Consider the following 19,715-nt stretch of genomic DNA (forward strand, 5'->3'; position numbering starts at 1 on the left):
ATATACAAAAGGAGCTGTGTCCAAATGAAGGTAGCCGTCTATGTCCGTGTATCGTCTGAACACCAAGCTGAAAAAGAATTGTCCATCCCCGCGCAGATGAAAGCCATCCAGCAGTATTGTCAGGAACGCGGGCATATCATCGTAAATGAGTTCATTGAGAAAGGGAAATCTGCTAAGACCGATGACCGCCCAGAGTTCCAAAGGATGATTGCAATAGCCAAGCGCTCCAGTCGGCCATTCGAGGCTATTCTGGTTCACAAGTTTGACCGTTTCTCCCGCAATCGCGATGATCATGTCATTTATAAGTCTCTGCTTGCCAAATGCGGAGTCAAGGTACTTTCAGTGACCGAACAGACCGAGGCTGATACCCCACAGGATAAGCTCCTGGAAGGCATGTTGGAGATTATGTCCGAGTTCTTCAACACCAACTTGGCTACAGAAGTACGTAAGGGAATGACTCAGAATGCCAAACAGGGCTATAACAATGGCGGCACTCCTCCATATGGTTATCGGACGGAGCATGTAGCGCTGGGGAATCAGAAGACTAAGGCAGTTTGGGTTCATGGGCCGCGGGAAGAACTCGATATTATTAGGTGGATTTTTAACCAGTATGCGTATGAGAATGTTGGGTACAAGAAAATCTCCGACATACTTAATGAGAAGAACGTACCTACTCAGAAGGGAGGGCAATGGTCTGCCAGTACTATCAGAGCGATCATCTATAATGAGGCTTACATTGGCCGCAGATGCTGGAACAAGCAGGAATATCAAACGAAAGGAGTTAAGTGGCGCGACCGCTCCGAATGGATCATAGCGGAGAATGCACATCCTGCAATCATAACAAAAGAATTGTTTGAGCTTTGCCAATCTAAAGCGAAAGAGCGGCATAATGGCGGCGGGCAAACTCACAATCCTTTTAGGACAAAGCCTCATTCTCCATTCTGGTTGCGAGGAATGCTCTTCTGCGATAAATGCGGCTCCAGGTTGGTTGGTAATTCCACATCAACAACTAAGGTTCATGGCGGGCAGAAATACTACCTATGTGGTGGATATATGAGGAAGGGGAAAGCCTTCTGCCAGTATGTCGGGTGGCGAAAAGAGACTTTAGAAACTCTGGTAGCAAATAAGCTGCGCACCTTTCTTATTGGGCTAACCATAAACCAGCAACTTCAAGAGGAACTCATAAGATATCAGGCAGACCAGACACAGCTAGTTAACGTCAATGAGCTTGAATCGGAGATACAGTTTCTAGAGAAGCGTATTAAGCAAATGGAACTGGAAGTGGCCGATGGCCGTGGCAAAGCTTATTACTCAGATGCCATAAACGAGATGAAAGCCGAACTGCAAGCTAAACAAACAGAACTACATGCAGCGAATACCCTCTCTAATCACAGTAGAGATGTGTCAGAGCATATTCTAGTCACCTTGAAGGAGGATATTCGAAGATTGTTAACGGTATTAGATGAGGAGTCACCAAACCCACAGTCACTGCATGAGCTAGTGCCCAAGTTTATATCCAATGTTATAGTTCACCGTGAGACAAAGATTGTCCAAATAACATTGGAAATTGCTCATGATAAGGAAGTACTCTATAGGAAGGTTATAGTCGCTGATTGGCCGAATAAGTAGTCTGATCAATGGGGCCATACACTGTTATGGCTCCTCTTTTTTGTCTCTATAGCTGCTTTTGCATTCGATGTACTATTTGCTGTAATCCCGTCAAATTCCCTTTACCAAGCGTTGAGTAGTAGTCTATATGCTTCTGGGAAGCAAGTAAGGATTTCCGAAAATAATCTTCGCCGAAGTCTTGCCTTATACATTCAAACAGGAATTGGTTAGTCTCATTATTAAACGCTCTTTTGTATACACTGCCATCCATCATAGCAAGAAATATGGTTATAAATGCTTGCGCCGAACCCTCTTTCATACCTGTCAGTTCATTGATCTTGAATTTACCTTTAGTTCTGGTTATTTGTCCGCGATAGACCATCTTAGCTACTTCATATGCTCCCTTGCTCATTTCCATTGTAATCTTCACATGCATCCCCCTCTTACCATCCGTAATTAATACAATTTTACCATGATTATGTATTCTGGCGACATACTTATTTCATGGTGCTTAGAATGCATTGAGTTCAAATAACATGAGAGATTTCTTCGGATTCGATGACCTATTATCAAAAAAAGTCAGCAGTAGCAAGCAATTTCAGCCTCCATGAATAGTACGAAACAAGCTGAAAACAGAAAGAGAGAGCATCCATTTAGGACACTCTCTCACAAGCAAAATGGAGCCGAGGGGAGTCGAACCCCTGTCCGAAGGCAACGCCACACAGGCTTCTACGGGTGTAGTCACGGTTTTGATGTCACCCGAGGGTCCCCCCGTAACCGGGTCCCCGTTGGGTCAGCCTGATTGTCTTCTTCCGTTAGCCCCAGGCGGAGACTAGACGGCGTATCCCACTAAAGTTGAGCCCTTATCCCGCTACATGGGCGATAGAGAGTAAGAGCCTGGTGACCGTTATTAGGCGGCCAGAGCCAGAGAAGGTTGTTGTTTGCCGTTTAATAGGCTTTAGCGTTGATAAAGCGGACGCTCCCCACTACCCGCTACCCATGCTCGAACTACCCCCGTCGAATCCAAAAACGGCCCCGCGAAGGGATCGTCCTGCCTGACCGGTGGCCGGATGGCACCGCGTCACATGCAGTTGGATTAACCAGGCTCATCTGAGCCGGATGCTCACCGTCCCATGCTGCAGCGAAGTCGCTTAAGCATGATCCGATGTAAAACTATTATATCACAGCCTTGCTAGGAACGCTAAGGTGGTGCATGGAAGCATACCCGGACGTTGACAAGGCAAAGGCTGGAGATACCGCTGGTGTTTCAAATCCGAGAATAAAATGATTCCGACTAACTTATCGCGCAACCTTCTGCCGTTCCCGCAGGGCCCGTTGGATATCACGCGCTGCATCCCGCTTGGCTTCGGTGTCGCGTTTGTCGTACAGCTTCTTGCCGCGGCCCAGGCCGATCAGCAGCTTGGCGTAGCCGTTCTTGATGTAGACCTTGAGAGGCACCAGCGTGTAGCCATCCCGCTTGGACTCGCCCAGGAGCTTGTGGATCTGCTGCTTATGAAGAAGCAGCTTCCGCGCCCGGGTAGGGTCGGTGGGATTAAAGCGGTTGCCTTCCTCAAAAGGACTGATGTGCATGTTGTGAATGAAAGCCTCGCCATTCCGGATCGTAGCGAAGCTGTCCGAAATATTGGCTTTGCCTCTGCGCAGGGACTTAATCTCCGTGCCGCTCAGCACCATGCCGCATTCATAGGTCTCTTCAATAAAATAGTCATGGGATGCTTTTTTGTTCTGGGCCAGCACCTTGTCATCATGTTTCTTGCCCATCTGCTCCACACTCCCATCCTCCGGCAGCCGGCAAGGAGGCGGTCGGAAGCTTGATCATCGAATGCTTCGCAATGAAGCACCCAGGAGCTAATTGTAGCAACTCCCGCCCGATAAATCAAGATTCCGCCGCCTCCGAAAGACGGCTATATCCGTTTTTTCCTGAAAGTCACGCCAATCCGGCTGTTCAGCTCACAACGGCTTACTTCTTCCGCTTCTTCATGGCCCCCACATAGAATGGCGTACCGCCGTTGCCGTCGAAGCCGGTGCCTCGGCGTTTGCGTGGAGCGCCCTCTTCACCGGGGGATTCCTGACCATGATCCTGACGGCCTTCGGAGCTGCTGATCATCTCCCAGGAGCGGGGGACCGGCTCCCGCTCCTGCCGTCCGCGGCCGCCGCGGCGTTCACCACCGCTGCGCTTGCCTGCTCCCGCCGCCTTGCCGCCTTCGGCAACGGCGCTGCCGCCGCCAGCCGCACCGGCTTCCATGGCGCCGCCTTTGCGCTTGCGCTTCTTGCCAGGGCGCTCCCCTGGCGGCGCCACGCCTGCCTCCGCAGCAGCGCTACCGCCGCCGGCAAAGCTTGCGTCAGCCGCTCCATGCGGCGCTACACCGGCGTCGCCGCCCTCCACCGGCGTGAGCCGGATGCCGCCTCCCTGGCGGCGCTTGCCCTTCTTGCCGCGCCCGCCCTCGGCTGCGGCGCGCTCTACCGCCGCCCCGCCGTCCACCGGCGGCGTATACAACAACGGCGCCCCGCTACCTGCGGCGCCACCGCCACCGCCCCGGCCACTCTTGCCCGCGTGGCCGGCCCCCTTCTTCCGCTTGGGCTCGCGGTGGCCCTGCATACTGTTAACCCCGCCGGCAGCGCGCTTCCCAGCGCCGCCCTTGCCCCGCCCGTCGGCGGCCTGCTTCCGCCGCCCGTCGCCAAAACCGCCGCCGGGCCGCTGCTGCCGCGGCTTCATATCCACCATCTCAAAATCGATGGTATGATCACTCATATTCACCCGCGCCACCCGCACCTTCACCTCATCGCCAATGCGGAATATCCGCGAGGTGCGTTCGCCTACCAGCGCGTGCAGCTTCTCATGGAAGTGGTAATAATCATCGGCCAGGTCGCTCAGCCGGATCAACCCCTCCACCGTATTGCCCAGCTCCACAAAAATCCCGAAGTTGGTCACACTGCTGATAATCCCCTCGAACTCCTCGCCCACCTTGTCCAACATGAACTCGGCTTTTTTCAGGGCATCCGTATCCCGCTCGGCGTCAACGGCAATCCGCTCCCGCTCCGAGGATTGACGGGCAATATCGCCCATCCGCGCATTCAGATACTCGTGCCGCGCATCAGTAAGACCGCCCTTCTCCAGCACCTCCCGCATCACCCGGTGAATGATCAGATCGGGATAACGGCGGATAGGCGAGGTGAAGTGGGAATAAAATTCCGTCGCCAGACCAAAGTGGCCCATGCTCTCTGCTTCATAACGGGCCTGCTTCATCGAACGCAGCAGCACCGTGCTGATTACCGTTTCTTCCTTGGTGTCCTTAATTTCCTCCAGAATGGATTGCAAGGCCCGGGGATGAACCGCGTTGCCCTTACCGCCCCGCACCGTGTACCCGAAGTTGCCCACAAACTCCATAAAGTGAAGCAGCTTCTCCGAATCCGGCTCCTCGTGAATCCGATACAGGAAAGGCACCTTCATCCAATAAAAATGCTCCGCCACCGTTTCATTGGCCGCCAGCATAAACTCTTCAATGATCTGCTCCGCGATAGTGCGCTCCCGCTTGATAATCGCGGTGGGTTTGCCCTTTTCGTCCACAAGAATCTTCGATTCCTGGAAGTCAAAATCGATAGCCCCCCGGCGCATCCGCTTGTTCCGCAGCTTCAGAGCCAGCTCCTCCATCAGCAGGAAATCATCCAGCAGCCCGGCATACCGCTCCGCCAGCTGCCGGCCTTCCTCCATCAGCGCTGCTTCAGCATTCTGGCCTTCAGCCTCTCCACCAACAGCTTTCCCCTCAACATCGGCGCCGGCTTCCATTGCCAAACCATCCGGATACACATCCGGCAGCCCGGCCTCCGGAATGCTCAGCTCCACCGCCGCCTCCGCAGCATAGGGCGCAGACAACTCCCTTTCCGCCTTGTCGGAACCATCCTTATTCTTCATATAATAAAGAATCTTGCGGACATTGGTGTAGGTCATCCGCTCCGTCGTTTTGATCACACTGGTAAAAATATCATGATCCACCACATTAGCGTTGGCGTCAAGCTCCATCTCGCAGGACATGGTCAGCCTGTCCACCTGGGGATTCAGACTGCAGATGCCGTTGGACAGCCGGTGAGGCAGCATGGGAATCACCCGGTCCACCAGATAAACACTGGTGCCGCGCATATACGCTTCCCGGTCCAATGCGGAATTTTCCGTCACATAATAGCTGACATCGGCAATATGTACCCCCAGCTTATAGTTCCCGTTGGGCAGCCGCTCCACATTCACCGCATCGTCCAGATCCTTGGCGTCCTCGCCGTCAATGGTCACAATCCGCTTGCCCCGGAGATCCCGGCGGCCAACCAGATCCTCCTCCCGGATCGCATCCGGCACCTGCTCCGCTTCCGCCAGTACATCCTCCGCGAAGGACTCCGGCAGCTGATGCTTGCGGATGATCGAGATAATGTCCACACCCGGATCATCCTTGTGTCCCAGCACCTCCACCACCTCGCCGGTAGCGGCAGCCCGTCCTTCCGGATAAGTCAGGAGCTTCACCACCACCTTCATGCCGGTGACCGCCCCATTCATCTTGTCCTGCGGGATAAAAATATCCCGAATAATCCGCTTATCATCCGGCAGCAGGAAGCCATAGGTTTCATGGTTCTCGAAGGTGCCCACCAACTGGGTGACCGCCCGGGCCACAATCTTTACTACTTCCCCTTCCATCCGCCCGCCTGCCGGGCCCTTGGTGCTGACCCGCACCAGAACCGTGTCGCGGTTCATGGCGCCGCCCATGTCATTGGCGTGGATATACACATCAGGATGATCCTTATTCTCCGGCAAAAGAAAGCCGAACCCCTTGGCATGAACCTGCATCCGGCCCTTCAACAAATTCATCCGCTCCGGAATCCCGTAGCGTTCCGTACGGGTGCGGTAGATTTCCCCGCTTTCCTCCAGAGCGTTCAAGAGCTTCAAAAAATCCCGGAATTCCTGGGCGTTTTCCAGCTCAAAATGCTTCTCCAGCTCCTGATATGTCAACGGCTTGTACGCCGTTTCCCGCATAAAGTCAAGCAATTGCTGCTCCGTAACCAAACGCGTCACCCTTCCCTTTTTGTATTTAGTATGCACACATCTGCCGGAGAATAACGAAGGCAAGGCGTAAGCCGTACGGAACCTCAAGGCAATTTTTTTCCATAGCAAAAACCCTCTGTACATGCCAACGGCAGGCTTTACCCGAAAGCCTACGTTTGGACTCTATTTTCTTACATCGCTTATGTAGAAATCCGGCCTGTGGGCACGAAATATTCGTTCATTCATTTAATACTCTTATACCCTCTTGGCACATGAAACAAACCCGCTCTTTTATCCCAGCTGGGCGATAAACATGCTGATATCCTGATACACTTCCTCCCGGTCGGAGTCCAGCAGAATGCCGTGGGAGCTGTTGGGATAGACCTTCATTTCCTTCTTTTGCGAGGAGACCCTGCTGTAGATGTAAGGGGCGCTGGCTGGCAATGCGGCCCGGTCCAGCTCGCCTTGGGCAATGAAGAGAGGCACGCTGACGCGGTCCAGCTTCTTCTTGACGTGGAACAGCAGCTTGCGGAAGTGGACGACACAAGGAACCGGAGTCCGGTCATACGCCAGAGACTCATTGATCATGTTCTCCCATCCGGCAGGACGGCGTTTGGAGACATATTTGATGAAGAATTGGACCCACGGGGCAAACATCAGCGTCCGGCTCCCCAAGTGGATGGGAGTGGCTAAGGTCACGACCCCCGGCACCTGCTCCTCCATAGCCAGCTTCAGGGACAGCAGTCCGCCCATGGAATGGCCGATGGGAATGACCTTGTCATACCCTTCCCTAACCAGAACAGCAAACTCGTCCCTCACGCAGCTCCACCAATCCCGGGAGCCTGTCCGGATCATATCCTCCGGAGTTGTGCCGTGACCTGGCAGCAGAATGGCTTTTACGGTGTATCCCAAATCATTGAGATGATAGCCGAGACGGCGGAATTCCGAAGGCGATCCGGTAAACCCGTGGATCAAAAGCGCCACCGTACCCTTGTGCTCGCCCCAACCCTCCAGAAAAAACGGCTCCGGTGTGCCAAACTGTCTGTCTGCCGGCCCTTTATCGGCCAGAACTTGCGCTTCCGCGGTGATCGTTTGCATCGTTTCCGTTCCTCCTTCTCCGTGCCCCTTGCTTCTCTAGCGGACGTAGTAGCTGTACAGCAATATATTCCCGCGCCCAGCAAGGTGTGCCCATCTCTATTTACGAATAAATAAAAACAGCAGGAGTATTCCCCTGCTGCGTATCATCTATGTTGGGTAATGAATCCAATCCTTATTTCACGAAGTAAGCAACCAGAAGAGCCACTACGATAAAAGCAATGGCCAGTCCCATCGTTACACGAGAGAGGAGAAGATCCATGCCGCGGGCCTTTTGCTTGCCAAACAGATGCTCTGCGCCGCCGGTAATGGCACCGGACAATCCTGCGCTTTTGCCCTTCTGAAGCAGAACAACCGCGATCAGACCGATGGATACGATAAGCAGGACTACCTTCAAAAAGACAACCATTAATGTGTACCTCCCAAAGTTTCAAGAGCCTTCAGCAGGCCCAAACAAAGTGTCGTAGTTATAGACAGCAAGAGTATTGTACCACAACAGGTTTGAAATTACAACGCCTGGGACAAGTTCCAGCCTTGGAAGGCGTCACTCTATTTTCTCCCGCATACAACAATGAGTTTTCCTCTTCAAAAGCCGCCCTCAGCGGCGCTCATAACCGCCATAAGCATTGCCCATTTCCCGTTCACCCGGATGGGAGCGGGAGCGGCGTTTGCCGAAGAAGCATTGCAGCGCGCGTTTGGCGCACCACAGAGCAAACAGGAGAAACCAGACGCCCCACACCGGAGCGGGGATGCCGCTGGCCTGGGCCAGAAGGGTGGCGTCACCTGCCTGGCCAGGTCTGTTTAGAGCGAGAATCAGAATATACAGCGCACCGGAAACCGATTCCTCCAGCGTCAGAAATGCCAATATCAGATAGTACCATTTCAGCACAACCCGGCTGCCCCACACCAGTACGACCGCGTTGAGGGCAATAAAGCCGGTAAGCCACATCATGCCGTAGCCGTTGCGCACGAACAAGGCCAGAGATACCACAGCCAGCAGTGTAACGGCAATTAAGCCTTGCTTTTGGCGGCTGCGGGCATTCAGGGCGAAGAGCAGCCAAGCGAACAGAGAGGCGCTCATATAACCGGCCAGCCCCACCGGGATGCGGGACCAGGGTTTGGTGATCAGGCTGCGTGTAACACCGCTGTGGTCGGCGTACAGCTCAATGTACATCACCTTGCCGGATAACAGCAGCGTTGCCGCGGCATGGCCAAACTCATGGATCATCGTATCCAGATAGCGGAAGAAGGAGGAGAACGGAATGAGATTGGTGACAAACACCGAGCCAATCAAAAACAACACCGTCAGCATCCATTTGCTCATCTATTGTTCCTCCCTTGCAGGTATTCGGCATGACCGCCGCACCTGCCTCTGCCTCTTTAGCCGCCGTTTCCTTTATCCTAGCTTATATGGGAAAAGGATGCAAATACCGGTTCGTTCCCCCCAGCCACTCGACCAAATTAGCGGACCCGATTTTCCGCTATTCGCCAAATCCCCGCCGTCCCCCGGCATTAGCGGAAACCCGCCTTCTCCTATCATCCGCCATGCCTCTCCACTATGCTCATCCGCCACGCCATCTAACCCCCGCCACGCAAACAAAAAACATGCGGCAGGAAATCCCGCCGCATGCCGTCAACTCCGCCGCGAGGCGAAGTTCATTATATTACTTGAATTTCTTCAGGTTGTAGAATGCCTTCTTGCCGGCATATTGAGCTACATAGGACAGCTCGTCTTCGATGCGCAGCAGTTGGTTGTACTTGGCTACACGGTCAGTACGGGAAGGCGCGCCAGTCTTGATTTGGCCGGCGTTGGTAGCAACGGCGATGTCAGCGATGGTGCTGTCTTCGGACTCACCGGAACGGTGGGAAACAACAGCAGTGTAGCCGGCGCGCTTAGCCATTTCGATGGCATCGAAGGTTTCAGTCAAGGTACCGATTTGGTTAACCTTGATCAGGATGGAGTTGCCGATGTTTTCGTCGATGCCCTTCTCCAGACGGGTGGTGTTGGTTACGAACAGGTCGTCGCCAACCAGCTGAACCTTGTTGCCCAGCTTCTCGGTGAGCAGCTTCCAGCCTTCCCAGTCATCTTCGGAGCAGCCGTCTTCGATGGTAACGATCGGGTACTTGTCAGCCCAGGAGGCCAGCAGGTCAACGAACTCGGCGGAGGTGAAGGATTTTCCTTCGCCTTCCAGGTGGTACTTGCCGTCCTTGTAGAACTCGGTGGACGCAACGTCCATACCCAGGAACACATCAACACCTGGCTTGTAGCCAGCGCGCTCGATAGCGGCGATGATGGTGGAGAGGGCTTCTTCGTTGGAGCCGAAGTTCGGAGCGAAGCCGCCTTCGTCGCCTACTGCAGTGTTCAGGCCCTTTTCCTTCAGAACGGACTTCAGGTTGTGGAAAATTTCTGCGCCAGTGCGGAGAGCTTCCTTGAAGGACTCAGCGCCAACAGGCAGGATCATGAATTCTTGCACGTCTACATTGTTGTCGGCATGTGCGCCGCCGTTTACGATGTTCATCATCGGAACCGGCAGAGTCTTGGCGTTGAAGCCGCCCAGGTAAACATACAGCGGGATGTCCAGCGCGTCTGCAGCAGCGCGGGCTACAGCCATGGAAACAGCCAGGATGGCGTTGGCGCCCAGCTTGCCTTTGTTGTGGGTGCCGTCCAGCTCGATCATCTTGGTGTCGATGCCCACTTGGTCAAGAGCGTCCAGACCGATGATTTCCGGAGCGATCACGTCGTTCACATTTTCAACAGCCTTCAGAACGCCTTTGCCCAGGTAGCGGGACTTGTCGTTGTCACGAAGCTCAACAGCTTCGTGGGCGCCGGTGGAAGCGCCGGAGGGAACGATAGCGCGGCCTACTGCGCCGGATTCCAGGTATACTTCTACTTCTACTGTCGGATTGCCGCGGGAGTCCAATACTTCCCGTGCGTATACGTCGGAGATAATGGTCATGATGGGTAATCGCTCCTTCTTTTAAGTTATGTGTGTAAATCGCGCCGCCGGAGACTGCTCTCGAGCGCAAGCCCCCGGTCTGGCCTAAGCCTTTGCTCACAAGCTTACTTGCTTTCGATCAGGGTGGTGCCTGTCATTTCGGCAGGAACCGCAAGGCCGAGAATGTCCAGCATGGTCGGTGCGATGTCCGCCAGGATGCCGCCGGAGCGCAGAGTGTACGTCCGGTCGGTGATAATGAACGGAACCGGGCTGGTCGTATGCGCCGTGTTCGGGCTGTCATCCGGGTTGCGGACGGTTTCGGCATTGCCGTGGTCGGCTGTAATCAGCGCAACCCCGCCTGCGGCCTGGATGGCGTCCAGCACCTTGCCCAGGCATTCGTCAACGGCTTCCACCGCTTTGATGGCAGGCTCCAGCATTCCGGAGTGGCCGACCATGTCCGCGTTGGCGAAGTTCAGGATAATCACGTCATGCTCGCCGGACTGGATTTCCTTCACAGTGGACTCCGCCAGCTCGTATGCGCTCATCTCCGGCTTCAGGTCGTAAGTGGCAACCTTCGGCGAGTTGATCAGCACGCGCTTCTCACCCGGCAGCTCCACATCCCGGCCGCCGCTGAAAAAGAAGGTCACGTGAGGATACTTTTCCGTTTCCGCTGTACGCAGCTGCTTCAGACCGTTTTGCACCAGCACTTCCCCAAGAGTATTGTCCAGGTTCTTGGGAGAGTAGGCGACATAACCCTTCACCGTTTCGGCAAAAACCGTCATGCACACATAATGCAGGTTCTGAGGACGGCCCGGACCGCGGTCAAAGCCTTGGAAGTCCTCGTTGGTGAACACCAGGGACAGCTGAATGGCCCGGTCGGGACGGAAGTTGAAGAAAATCACGGAATCATTGGACTCCACTTTAGCCAGCGGCTTGCCTTCGCCGTCCACAATGACGGTAGGCAGCACAAACTCATCGTAGACGGCCTTTTCGTAATTTTCCTCAATAGCCTTAACCGGATCGGTATGGGTTGGGCCTTCGCCGTACACCATAGCGCGGTAGGATTTCTCCACCCGCTCCCAGCGCTTGTCACGGTCCATGGCATAGTAGCGGCCTTGAACAGTGGCGATGTGGCCTACGCCCAGCTCCTGGGTCTTGGCAACCAACTGCTCCATGTACTTCTTGGCGCTGTCCGGCGCAACGTCGCGGCCGTCCAGGAACGCATGGATGTACACTTCCTTCAATTCTTCCTTCTTGGCCAGCTCCAGAAGAGCGAACAGATGCGCGATATGGCTGTGCACACCGCCGTCGGACAAGAGTCCGTACAGATGAAGCTTGGTGCCGTTTTGCTTGGCGTGGCGAACCGCGCCCAACAGGGTCTCATTGTCGAAGAAATCTCCGTCGCGGACAGACTTGGTAATGCGGGTCAGGTCCTGATACACGATCCGGCCTGCGCCGATATTCAAGTGTCCAACTTCAGAATTGCCCATTTGGCCTTCCGGCAAACCTACTGCCTCGCCGCAAGCGGTGAGGGTGGTGTACGGATATTCGGCCTTGATGCGGTCGTAGTTGGGCTTTTTGGCTTGTTCGACAGCATTGCCCTGAACGCCGTCGCGCAGTCCGAAGCCGTCCAGAATAATCAATGCCAGCGGTTTGGGTCTTGCCATCTTACTTCGCTCCTTCCACCAGCGCGATGTAGGAAGCCGGCTCCAGGCTGGCGCCGCCTACAAGGGCTCCGTCGATATCGGCCTTGGCCATATATTCGCTGATGTTGTTCGGCTTTACGCTGCCGCCGTATTGGATACGGATAGCCTGCGCCACTTCGCCGTTGAATTGCTCGGCCACCACGCTGCGGATATAGCTGATGACTTCGTTGGCGTCCTCTGCAGTGGAGGACTTGCCGGTGCCGATGGCCCAGATGGGCTCATAAGCGATGACAGTTTTGGCGGCTTGCTCGGCAGTCAGACCGGCCAGAGCGGCCACGGTTTGCACCCGGCACACTTCCTTGGTCTCGCCTGCTTCACGCTCCTCCAGCTTCTCGCCTACGCAGAGAATCGGAGTCAAGCCGTGTTTGAAGGCTGCCAGAACCTTCTTGTTGACGATTTCGTCGGTTTCCGCAAAATAAGCTCTGCGCTCGGAGTGGCCGATAATGACATACTCCACGCCCAGATCCTTCAGCATAATCCCGCTGATTTCGCCGGTGTAGGCGCCGTTGTCTTCAAAATGAAGATTTTGCGCGCCAACCTTAATGGCGGTGCCTTGGAAAGCCTGTACAAGGGCCGGCAGGTTGGTGAACGGGGCGCATACCACGCTCTCCACGCCTGCAAGCTCCGCCTTGCCCTTCACTTCTTCAGCGAAGGCTACCGCTTCCTTGACGGTTTTGAACATTTTCCAGTTGCCGGCAATAATAGGTGTTCTGCTCACAGAGGTCCCCTCCTTATCCATAAATTCCCCACAAAGTGAAGCTTAGTCCTCGATGCATGTTCCGATTACTTTGCGGGGACCCAATCATTCATGTTTTCCGGGGGCTCCCCCGAAAGTAATCGGATTAATCTACAGAGCTTCTCTTCACTTTTGGGGGAAGGTATTACTTGTCGTTCAAAGCAACAACGCCCGGAAGCGCCTTGCCTTCCATGAATTCCAGGGAAGCGCCGCCGCCGGTGGAGATGTGATCCATTTTGCTGCCCAGGTTGAACTTCTCAACCGCAGCTGCGGAGTCGCCGCCGCCGATAACGGTATAGCCTGCGGTTTCGGCGCAAGCTTCGCCCACAGCCTTGGTGCCGGCTGCAAAAGCTTCCATTTCGAATACGCCCATCGGTCCGTTCCAAACTACCAGCTTGGAGTTCTTGATGGTGTCGGCATAGAGCTTGGAGGTCTTCGGTCCGATATCCAGGCCCAGCCAGCCGTCAGGAATAGCGTCCACGTCAACAATCTTGGTCTCGGCGTTGGCGTCGAACTTGTCGGCAACCACAACGTCAACCGGGATCAGGAGGTTAATGCCTTTATCCTTGGCCTTGTTGATGAAGGTCTTGGCCAGCTCGATCTTCTCTTCGTCCAGCATGGAAGCGCCAATGCTGTAGCCTTGGGCCTTCAGGAAGGTGAAGCACAGACCGCCGCCCAGGATCAGGTTGTCGGCCAGGTTGATCAGGTTGTCGATAACGTCGATCTTGTCCTTTACCTTGGCGCCGCCGATGATAGCGGTGAAAGGACGCTCCGGATTGGACAGAGCCTTGCCAAGCACATCCAGTTCCTTTTCCATCAAAAGACCGGATACGGCCGGCAGGTATTGTGCAATGCCAGCGGTGGAGGAATGGGCACGATGAGCGGCGCCGAAGGCATCGTTCACGAACAGGTCAGCCAGCTCGGCGAATTGCTTGGCCAGCTCGGCATCATTCTTCTCTTCGCCTTTATAGAAACGGACGTTTTCCAGAACCAGCACGTCGCCGTTCTTCAGTTCTGCGATTTGCGCCTTCACCGCATCGCCTACAGCTTCGTCAGCCTTGGCAACCGGCTTGCCCAGCAGCTCGCCCAGACGAACGGCGGCGGGAGTCAAACGCATGCTGTCCACAAATTCGCCCTTGGGACGGCCCATGTGGGAAGCCAGGATCACCTTGGCGCCTTTTTCGATCAGGTACTTGATGGTGGGAAGGGTTTCCCGGATACGGGTGTCGTCGGTGATGACGCCGTTCTCCAGCGGTACGTTGAAGTCAACGCGGACAAACACGCGCTTGCCGGCCAGCTCGGCCACGTCACGAATGCTCTTCTTGTTCATTTGTCTAACCTCCGCCTTAAAAGTGAAAAAACCAAGCGTCCGATAAAGACGCCTTCATTCAGTTTGAAGAGCGGAAAAGACCCTCGTCTGTTCCGCTCTCTGGTTGTTCACCAACTATGGTCTTACTTGACCAGCTTTGCGAAGTATTCCAAGGTACGGATCAATTGGGCGGTGTAGGACATTTCGTTGTCGTACCAGGAAACGGTCTTAACCAGTTGCTTGTCGCCAACAGTCAGGATCTTGGTTTGAGTAGCGTCGAACAGGGAGCCGTAGGTGCAGCCGATTACGTCGGAGGACACGATTTCATCTTCGGTGTAGCCGAAGGATTCGTTGGCGGCAGCCTTCATCACAGCGTTGATTTCGTCAACAGTAGCCTTTTTCTCCAGAACAGTTACCAGCTCGGTCAGGGAGCCTGTCGGAGTCGGTACACGTTGAGCAGCGCCGTCCAGCTTGCCCTTCAGTTCCGGGATAACCAGGCCGATTGCCTTGGCGGCACCGGTGGTGTTCGGGATGATGTTCTCGGCAGCTGCACGGGCACGGCGGAAGTCGCCCTTGCGGTGCGGAGCGTCCAAAGTGTTTTGGTCGCCGGTGTAAGCATGGATGGTGGTCATCAAGCCTTGAACAATGCCGAAGGAGTCGTTCAGAGCCTTAGCCATCGGAGCCAGACAGTTGGTGGTGCAGGATGCGCCGGAGATTACAGTTTCGGAGCCGTCCAGGATTTCATGGTTGGTGTTGTAAACAACAGTCTTGATTTCGCCGGTTGCAGGAGCGGAGATAACAACCTTCTTAGCGCCGCCCTTCAGGTGAAGCTCAGCCTTCTCTTGAGTTACGAAGAAGCCTGTGCACTCCAGAACGATTTCAACGCCCAGCTCGCCCCAAGGAAGCTCTTCCGGCTTAGCGTTGGCCAGAACCTTGACTTCCTTGCCATTAACCTTGAAGAAACCGTCATGTACTTCAACTTCGCCCTTGAAAGGACCTTGGGTAGTATCATATTTCAAAAGATGAGCCAGCATTTTCGCATCAGTCAAGTCGTTGATTGCAACAACTTCGATTCCTTCTACTTCTTGAATGCGGCGGAATGCCAGACGGCCGATACGTCCAAAACCGTTAATGCCCACTTTAACACTCATTGTTCATTTCCTCCTAAAAATAAATTATTATCTCAAGACGAACCCTTAGATCCGTCAGGATAACGCTCTTGGCGCTGCGCTCTAGTTAGTTGGCGTCCAAAATGGCGATGGCTGCGGCCTCATCGGTCACCAGCACATGGCAGCCGAACTTCATGACGGCGGCGATACTGGGGGCCTTGGAACGCCCGCCGGCCACTGCGATCACCGCTTCGGTCTTCTGGATGTCCTCCAGCTTGAGCCCAACCGTCGGCATCCGGTGCACCACCTTGCCAGACGCATCAAAATAATAGCCAAACGCTTCGGCCAGCGCTCCCTCCCGCTTCAGGGACTCAATGGTGGCGCTGTCGATCTTCCTTCTTCTGGCCATAACACTAGCTTCCCCGATTCCATGCACAAGCATTCTGGCTTGATGGATAACCTGGACAATTTCTTGGATATGGGGCTCCTGAATCAGCGACAGATACGCTTCTTCCCCCAGATGATCGGGGACATGCATGAGCCTGTATTGGCCACCGGTCTTCTTGGCCATGGTGGAGGCAATGGTGTTGGCCTGAAAATCCAGGCTTTCTCCCAAGCCGCCCCGCGCCGGAACAAACAGGCTGGCCTTCAGCTGCGGGCTGGGGCCCATATGGCTGGCTACCTCCGCCATGGTAGACCCGCCGGTAACGGCGATGACGCCCTCCCGGATTGCCGCCTTGCGGACTGCCGCCGCGCCGGCCCGTCCCAATTCAATCTTGGCATACGGCGAAGTATCCGAATCACCCGGAACCACTACCGCCTGCTCCATGCCGAAACGCGCCTTCAGCCGATCCTCCAGCTCGGAGAGCCCGAACAGCTCCCGCACCATCGGTTCGATGGCTTCCAGCAGGCTGCGGCCGGAATCGCTGATCCGCATGCCGTAGCTTTCCACTTCAAGAAGGCCTTGGGCTTTGAGAAAATCCACCTCGCTGCGCAACACTCTCTCCGTCATATCCAGCGAGGAAGCGAGGGTTCTCCGTCCGACCACCTTGGAGAGCATGATGTGATGCAGGATCGTGTAGCGCTTCCTCATGGTGTCCATTAAATCCGGCAGAAGCTGCTTCTGAATATCGAGCACGGACCTCATCTTCTCACTCCTGGACAGGGTATTGGACCGGAATTGTCCCGCTCTTACATCTTTAGTCCCAGCTAGAGATGGCGGGGCCATCCGACAGGACTCTCTAGCCTCTTACATTGTATTCCTCTTCCTTGGAAAATGCAAGAATACGGCGGCGCTTTCAATTGTAAACTTTTTAACCTTAGGCGAATTGAAACAGGCCGATTTTCCGCAAAAGCAGGGCTCCCAAGAGTGTAAGCGGCATCATGCCGGAAAGCCACACCGCCGGAACTCTCCATCGGCTCTTTCCCGCCTTGGCAAAACCGCATGCCGCTTTTCTTCGAAACAAGCACTTGCATTTTGCTCCGGGCTATCATATAATAACACTTGCCGCCAAAATCGCCTGCTAAGGCAAGACGGTCCGATTCACTTACATGCACCCGTGGTCCAATGGATATGACGCAGGCCTCCGAAGCCTGAGATCGAGGTTCAATTCCTCGCGGGTGCGCCATAATTCCTTCCAAACATCAAGCAGCCGCAAGGCTGTTTTTCGCATTTTCCGCCGCTTTGCAGATTTCTTTGACCTTAATTGACTTTTGACCTTCATTGACTTAATATGGTCTTAACGTGAAGGGAAGCCCCTTCACACCGGCATATGCTCCTCATGACGATGAACAATTTTAAAGGAGGGAATTGCAACATGAGTTTGATACCTATGGTCGTAGAACAAGACGGACGAGGCGAAAGAGCCTATGACATTTATTCGCGCCTGTTGAAGGACCGCATCATCTTTTTGGGCAGCGCGATCAACGATGCTGTAGCCAATGCCATCGTCGCCCAGCTGTTGTTCCTGGATGCCCAGGACCCTGAGAAGGACATCCATCTGTACATTAACTCCCCCGGCGGTTCCATTACCTCCGGTATGGCTATCTATGATACCATGCAGTTCATCAAAGCGGATGTCTCCACCATCTGTGTCGGTATGGCCGCCTCCATGGGCGCATTCCTGCTGACTGCCGGAGCCAAGGGCAAACGCTTCGCCCTTCCCAACAGCGAAGTGATGATCCACCAGCCGCTGGGCGGCGCCGAAGGCCAGGCCTCGGACATCCAAATCCGCGCCAACCGCATCATCAAGATGCGCGACAAGCTCAACCACATTCTGGCGGAGCGCAGCGGACAGCCCTTCGAGCGCATCGAGAAAGACACCGACCGCGACAACTTCATGAGCGCAGAAGAAGCGCTGAAGTACGGCCTGATTGATAAAGTCATTGAGCCGACCCGCGCCAAATAAACCTGCTTTCCCTATACCCCAACCCCCGATTTTTCAATCGGGGGTTTTTGGTTTTTTGAGCGGAATGCTGGCCGGGACATGCTGCATGCCTATTTGTTCGGAGGGGAAGGGACGGCGGCAAAGTAGCCGTCCCGCTCCATGGTGATACGCCTGCGGCAATGCTCCGCCGCGGCAGCAAAAATACCCCTAGCCGGATCATCCCGGCTGGGGGTTTAAACGTTCAGGCGAAAAAAAGCTTCCCTATGCAGGAAGCCTGGTTGGTGTTGGTTGATGAATCGGAAGATCAACCGCCTGTTATTGATTCTCCAGTTCTTCTTTGCTGACCAGAGTGACAAGCGCATTAACAGCCTGCTCGGCATCCGTTCCCTCCGCACTGATGTGAACCTCAGTGCCGGTGCTGATGGCAAGGCTCATAATGCCCATAATGCTTTTCGCATTCACCTTTTTATCATCCTTCTCCACGAAAATCTCGGAAGAGAATTTATTAGCTTCTTGCACGAACAAGGCGGCGGGCCTAGCATGAAGACCTGTTTTCAACTTAACGACGACGGGACGCCTCGACATGAACCAATACCCCCTAAAAAATGACTTTATTCCATCTATTATATGAGTTGAAGCGCTTGCGCCTCATAAGAGGAAATCCAAGCTGGAAAACGCAAAAAACCTCTGTCACATTATGGAAATTAAAATGAGACAACAGAAAAGAACACGATTTTCTACCATTATAGCATCATTTCCGGAAGTACACTAGAGAAAGAACCGATTTTCAGCTTCATGTTCCCGATTGCTTCCGTCATAAGCTAATTTGGGTGCCTTTTGGGCCGGTATTTACGGTTGGCGGAGCTTCTCCGCCATTTCATCTATTTTGCGAAGGCGGTGATTGACGCCGGATTTGCTCACATTTCCCTTTAAGTAATCGCCGATTTCATTCAAATTCACGTCGGGATACTGCAGCCGGATTTCCGCCACCTCCCGCAGCTTTTCCGGAAGGCTCTCCAGCCCCACCTCCCGCTGCAGGAGCTTGATGTTCTCAATCTGCCGCAGCGCCGCGCCGATGGTTTTGTTCAGATTGGCTGTTTCGCAATTGACAATGCGGTTGACGGAGTTGCGCATATCCTTCATGATCCGGATATCCTCAAACCGCAGCAATGCCTGATGAGCGCCGATCAGGCTTAAGAATTCGATGATCTTCTGGCCTTCCTTGATGTAGAAGACGAATCCCTTCTTGCGTTCAATACAGCGCGCGTTCAGGTGAAACCGGTTGGCCAGCTCGACCAGAGCCTGGCAATGCTCCTCGTACATGGACGAAATCTCCAGATGGTACGAGGACCCTTCGGGGTTGTTTACCGACCCTCCCGCCAAAAAAGCCCCCCGCAGGTAGGAACGTTTGCAGCAGTTGCCCTTGATGATGCTTTTGTCGATGCCTGTTGTAAATTGAAAGCCAACGGATACGATCTTCAGATCGGACAGAATACCCTGCACCCCGGCCGGGATGCGGACGATGTAGACGTTGTTTTTCTTCAGGCGCATTTTTTTGCGGACCAGAAGCTCAATGTGGATATGGTACGTCTTCTTCAGAAGGGAATAAATCCGCCGGGCGATGGCCGCGTTCTCCGTGGAAATATCCAGCACCACCTTCTGGCTGGATACCTGGACCGCGCCGTTCATCCGGATCATGCTGGATAATTCCGCCTTCTCACAGCAGGCCTCTGTCTCCATTAGCGTAAGCTCCTTCTTCGTCTGCGCCGCGAAGGACATGGCCTC

The 19,715-nt window shown here is 54.4% G+C and carries 16 protein-coding genes, 1 tRNA gene and 1 other RNA gene; 3 read left to right on the forward strand and 15 right to left on the reverse strand.

The features are described 5' to 3' along the window. Positions 1–24: 24 nt before the first annotated feature. A complete protein-coding gene (locus DQG13_RS09490) occupies positions 25–1,629 on the forward strand; it encodes a recombinase family protein (RefSeq protein WP_113019506.1) in 1,605 nt (534 codons plus the stop codon). A gap of 46 nt (positions 1,630–1,675) precedes the next feature. Here the strand turns inward: DQG13_RS09490 and DQG13_RS09495 are convergent, their stop codons facing one another. The 13 genes from DQG13_RS09495 to DQG13_RS09555 all read right to left on the reverse strand — a co-directional run bounded on the left by DQG13_RS09495 (position 1,676) and on the right by DQG13_RS09555 (position 16,690). Then, entirely contained in the window at positions 1,676–2,038 is a 363-nt protein-coding gene (locus DQG13_RS09495; RefSeq protein WP_113019507.1) for a hypothetical protein, read from the reverse strand. 245 nt (positions 2,039–2,283) lie between these two features. After that, positions 2,284–2,645: a transfer-messenger RNA gene (gene ssrA / locus DQG13_RS09500) on the reverse strand. Between the two features lie 262 nt (positions 2,646–2,907). After that, the gene (gene smpB, locus DQG13_RS09505) at positions 2,908–3,387 is read right to left on the reverse strand and encodes an SsrA-binding protein SmpB (protein WP_113019561.1); all 480 of its coding nucleotides are present in this window, start codon (positions 3,385–3,387) and stop codon (positions 2,908–2,910) included. Positions 3,388–3,586: 199 nt separating this feature from the next. Beyond that, positions 3,587–6,673 (reverse strand): ribonuclease R family protein, encoded by a 3,087-nt coding sequence (locus tag DQG13_RS09510; protein WP_113019508.1) that lies wholly within the window; start codon positions 6,671–6,673, stop codon positions 3,587–3,589. 270 nt (positions 6,674–6,943) lie between these two features. Further along, positions 6,944–7,750, reverse strand: a complete 807-nt coding sequence (locus DQG13_RS09515) for an alpha/beta hydrolase (protein ID WP_113019509.1) — start codon at positions 7,748–7,750, stop codon at positions 6,944–6,946. A 172-nt stretch (positions 7,751–7,922) separates the two neighbouring features. Beyond that, positions 7,923–8,156 (reverse strand): preprotein translocase subunit SecG, encoded by a 234-nt coding sequence (gene secG / locus DQG13_RS09520; protein ID WP_113019510.1) that lies wholly within the window; start codon positions 8,154–8,156, stop codon positions 7,923–7,925. A gap of 189 nt (positions 8,157–8,345) precedes the next feature. Continuing rightward, positions 8,346–9,071, reverse strand: coding sequence for a M50 family metallopeptidase (locus DQG13_RS09525; protein WP_113019511.1), 726 nt, complete (start codon positions 9,069–9,071; stop codon positions 8,346–8,348). Positions 9,072–9,411: 340 nt separating this feature from the next. After that, the gene (eno, locus tag DQG13_RS09530; protein ID WP_113019512.1) at positions 9,412–10,704 is read right to left on the reverse strand and encodes a phosphopyruvate hydratase; all 1,293 of its coding nucleotides are present in this window, start codon (positions 10,702–10,704) and stop codon (positions 9,412–9,414) included. Between the two features lie 104 nt (positions 10,705–10,808). Beyond that, entirely contained in the window at positions 10,809–12,350 is a 1,542-nt protein-coding gene (gene gpmI / locus DQG13_RS09535) for a 2,3-bisphosphoglycerate-independent phosphoglycerate mutase (protein WP_113019513.1), read from the reverse strand. Between the two features lies 1 nt (position 12,351). Beyond that, entirely contained in the window at positions 12,352–13,071 is a 720-nt protein-coding gene (gene tpiA, locus DQG13_RS09540; protein ID WP_397333956.1) for a triose-phosphate isomerase, read from the reverse strand. Between the two features lie 199 nt (positions 13,072–13,270). Beyond that, positions 13,271–14,455 (reverse strand): phosphoglycerate kinase, encoded by a 1,185-nt coding sequence (locus DQG13_RS09545; protein ID WP_113019515.1) that lies wholly within the window; start codon positions 14,453–14,455, stop codon positions 13,271–13,273. Positions 14,456–14,577: 122 nt separating this feature from the next. Beyond that, positions 14,578–15,585, reverse strand: a complete 1,008-nt coding sequence (gap, locus tag DQG13_RS09550) for a type I glyceraldehyde-3-phosphate dehydrogenase (RefSeq protein ID WP_113019516.1) — start codon at positions 15,583–15,585, stop codon at positions 14,578–14,580. Between the two features lie 85 nt (positions 15,586–15,670). Continuing rightward, on the reverse strand, positions 15,671–16,690 hold the full coding sequence (locus DQG13_RS09555) for a sugar-binding transcriptional regulator (protein WP_113019517.1): 1,020 nt from the start codon (positions 16,688–16,690) through the stop codon (positions 15,671–15,673). 406 nt (positions 16,691–17,096) lie between these two features. Here DQG13_RS09555 and DQG13_RS09560 point away from each other — a divergent pair. Further along, positions 17,097–17,171: transfer RNA gene (locus DQG13_RS09560), tRNA-Arg, on the forward strand. A 189-nt stretch (positions 17,172–17,360) separates the two neighbouring features. After that, positions 17,361–17,951, forward strand: a complete 591-nt coding sequence (gene clpP, locus DQG13_RS09565) for an ATP-dependent Clp endopeptidase proteolytic subunit ClpP (RefSeq protein ID WP_113019518.1) — start codon at positions 17,361–17,363, stop codon at positions 17,949–17,951. A gap of 294 nt (positions 17,952–18,245) precedes the next feature. Here clpP and DQG13_RS09570 read toward each other — a convergent pair whose 3' ends face one another. Both DQG13_RS09570 and whiA read right to left on the reverse strand, forming a co-directional pair. Then, a complete protein-coding gene (locus tag DQG13_RS09570) occupies positions 18,246–18,515 on the reverse strand; it encodes an HPr family phosphocarrier protein (RefSeq protein ID WP_113019519.1) in 270 nt (89 codons plus the stop codon). 264 nt (positions 18,516–18,779) lie between these two features. Then, positions 18,780–19,709 (reverse strand): DNA-binding protein WhiA, encoded by a 930-nt coding sequence (gene whiA / locus DQG13_RS09575; RefSeq protein ID WP_113019520.1) that lies wholly within the window; start codon positions 19,707–19,709, stop codon positions 18,780–18,782. Positions 19,710–19,715 lie beyond the last annotated feature (6 nt).

Origin of the sequence: Paenibacillus sp. YN15, from assembly GCF_003285005.1 — a bacterium.
Lineage (GTDB): Bacteria > Bacillota > Bacilli > Paenibacillales > NBRC-103111 > Paenibacillus_AR.

Excerpts from the sequence above, each read along its gene's own strand:
- gpmI (WP_113019513.1), bottom strand. The coding sequence starts at position 12,350 with ATGGCAAGACCCAAACCGCTGGCATTGATTATTCTGGACGGCTTCGGA.
- DQG13_RS09555 (WP_113019517.1), bottom strand. The coding sequence starts at position 16,690 with ATGAGGTCCGTGCTCGATATTCAGAAGCAGCTTCTGCCGGATTTAATG.
- clpP (WP_113019518.1), top strand. The coding sequence starts at position 17,361 with ATGAGTTTGATACCTATGGTCGTAGAACAAGACGGACGAGGCGAAAGA.
- whiA (WP_113019520.1), bottom strand. The coding sequence starts at position 19,709 with ATGTCCTTCGCGGCGCAGACGAAGAAGGAGCTTACGCTAATGGAGACA.
- DQG13_RS09525 (WP_113019511.1), bottom strand. The coding sequence starts at position 9,071 with ATGAGCAAATGGATGCTGACGGTGTTGTTTTTGATTGGCTCGGTGTTT.
- DQG13_RS09545 (WP_113019515.1), bottom strand. The coding sequence starts at position 14,455 with ATGAACAAGAAGAGCATTCGTGACGTGGCCGAGCTGGCCGGCAAGCGC.
- DQG13_RS09515 (WP_113019509.1), bottom strand. The coding sequence starts at position 7,750 with ATGCAAACGATCACCGCGGAAGCGCAAGTTCTGGCCGATAAAGGGCCG.
- DQG13_RS09570 (WP_113019519.1), bottom strand. The coding sequence starts at position 18,515 with ATGTCGAGGCGTCCCGTCGTCGTTAAGTTGAAAACAGGTCTTCATGCT.
- gap (WP_113019516.1), bottom strand. The coding sequence starts at position 15,585 with ATGAGTGTTAAAGTGGGCATTAACGGTTTTGGACGTATCGGCCGTCTG.
- tpiA (WP_397333956.1), bottom strand. The coding sequence starts at position 13,071 with ATGTTCAAAACCGTCAAGGAAGCGGTAGCCTTCGCTGAAGAAGTGAAG.
- eno (WP_113019512.1), bottom strand. The coding sequence starts at position 10,704 with ATGACCATTATCTCCGACGTATACGCACGGGAAGTATTGGACTCCCGC.
- DQG13_RS09490 (WP_113019506.1), top strand. The coding sequence starts at position 25 with ATGAAGGTAGCCGTCTATGTCCGTGTATCGTCTGAACACCAAGCTGAA.
- smpB (WP_113019561.1), bottom strand. The coding sequence starts at position 3,387 with ATGGGCAAGAAACATGATGACAAGGTGCTGGCCCAGAACAAAAAAGCA.
- secG (WP_113019510.1), bottom strand. The coding sequence starts at position 8,156 with ATGGTTGTCTTTTTGAAGGTAGTCCTGCTTATCGTATCCATCGGTCTG.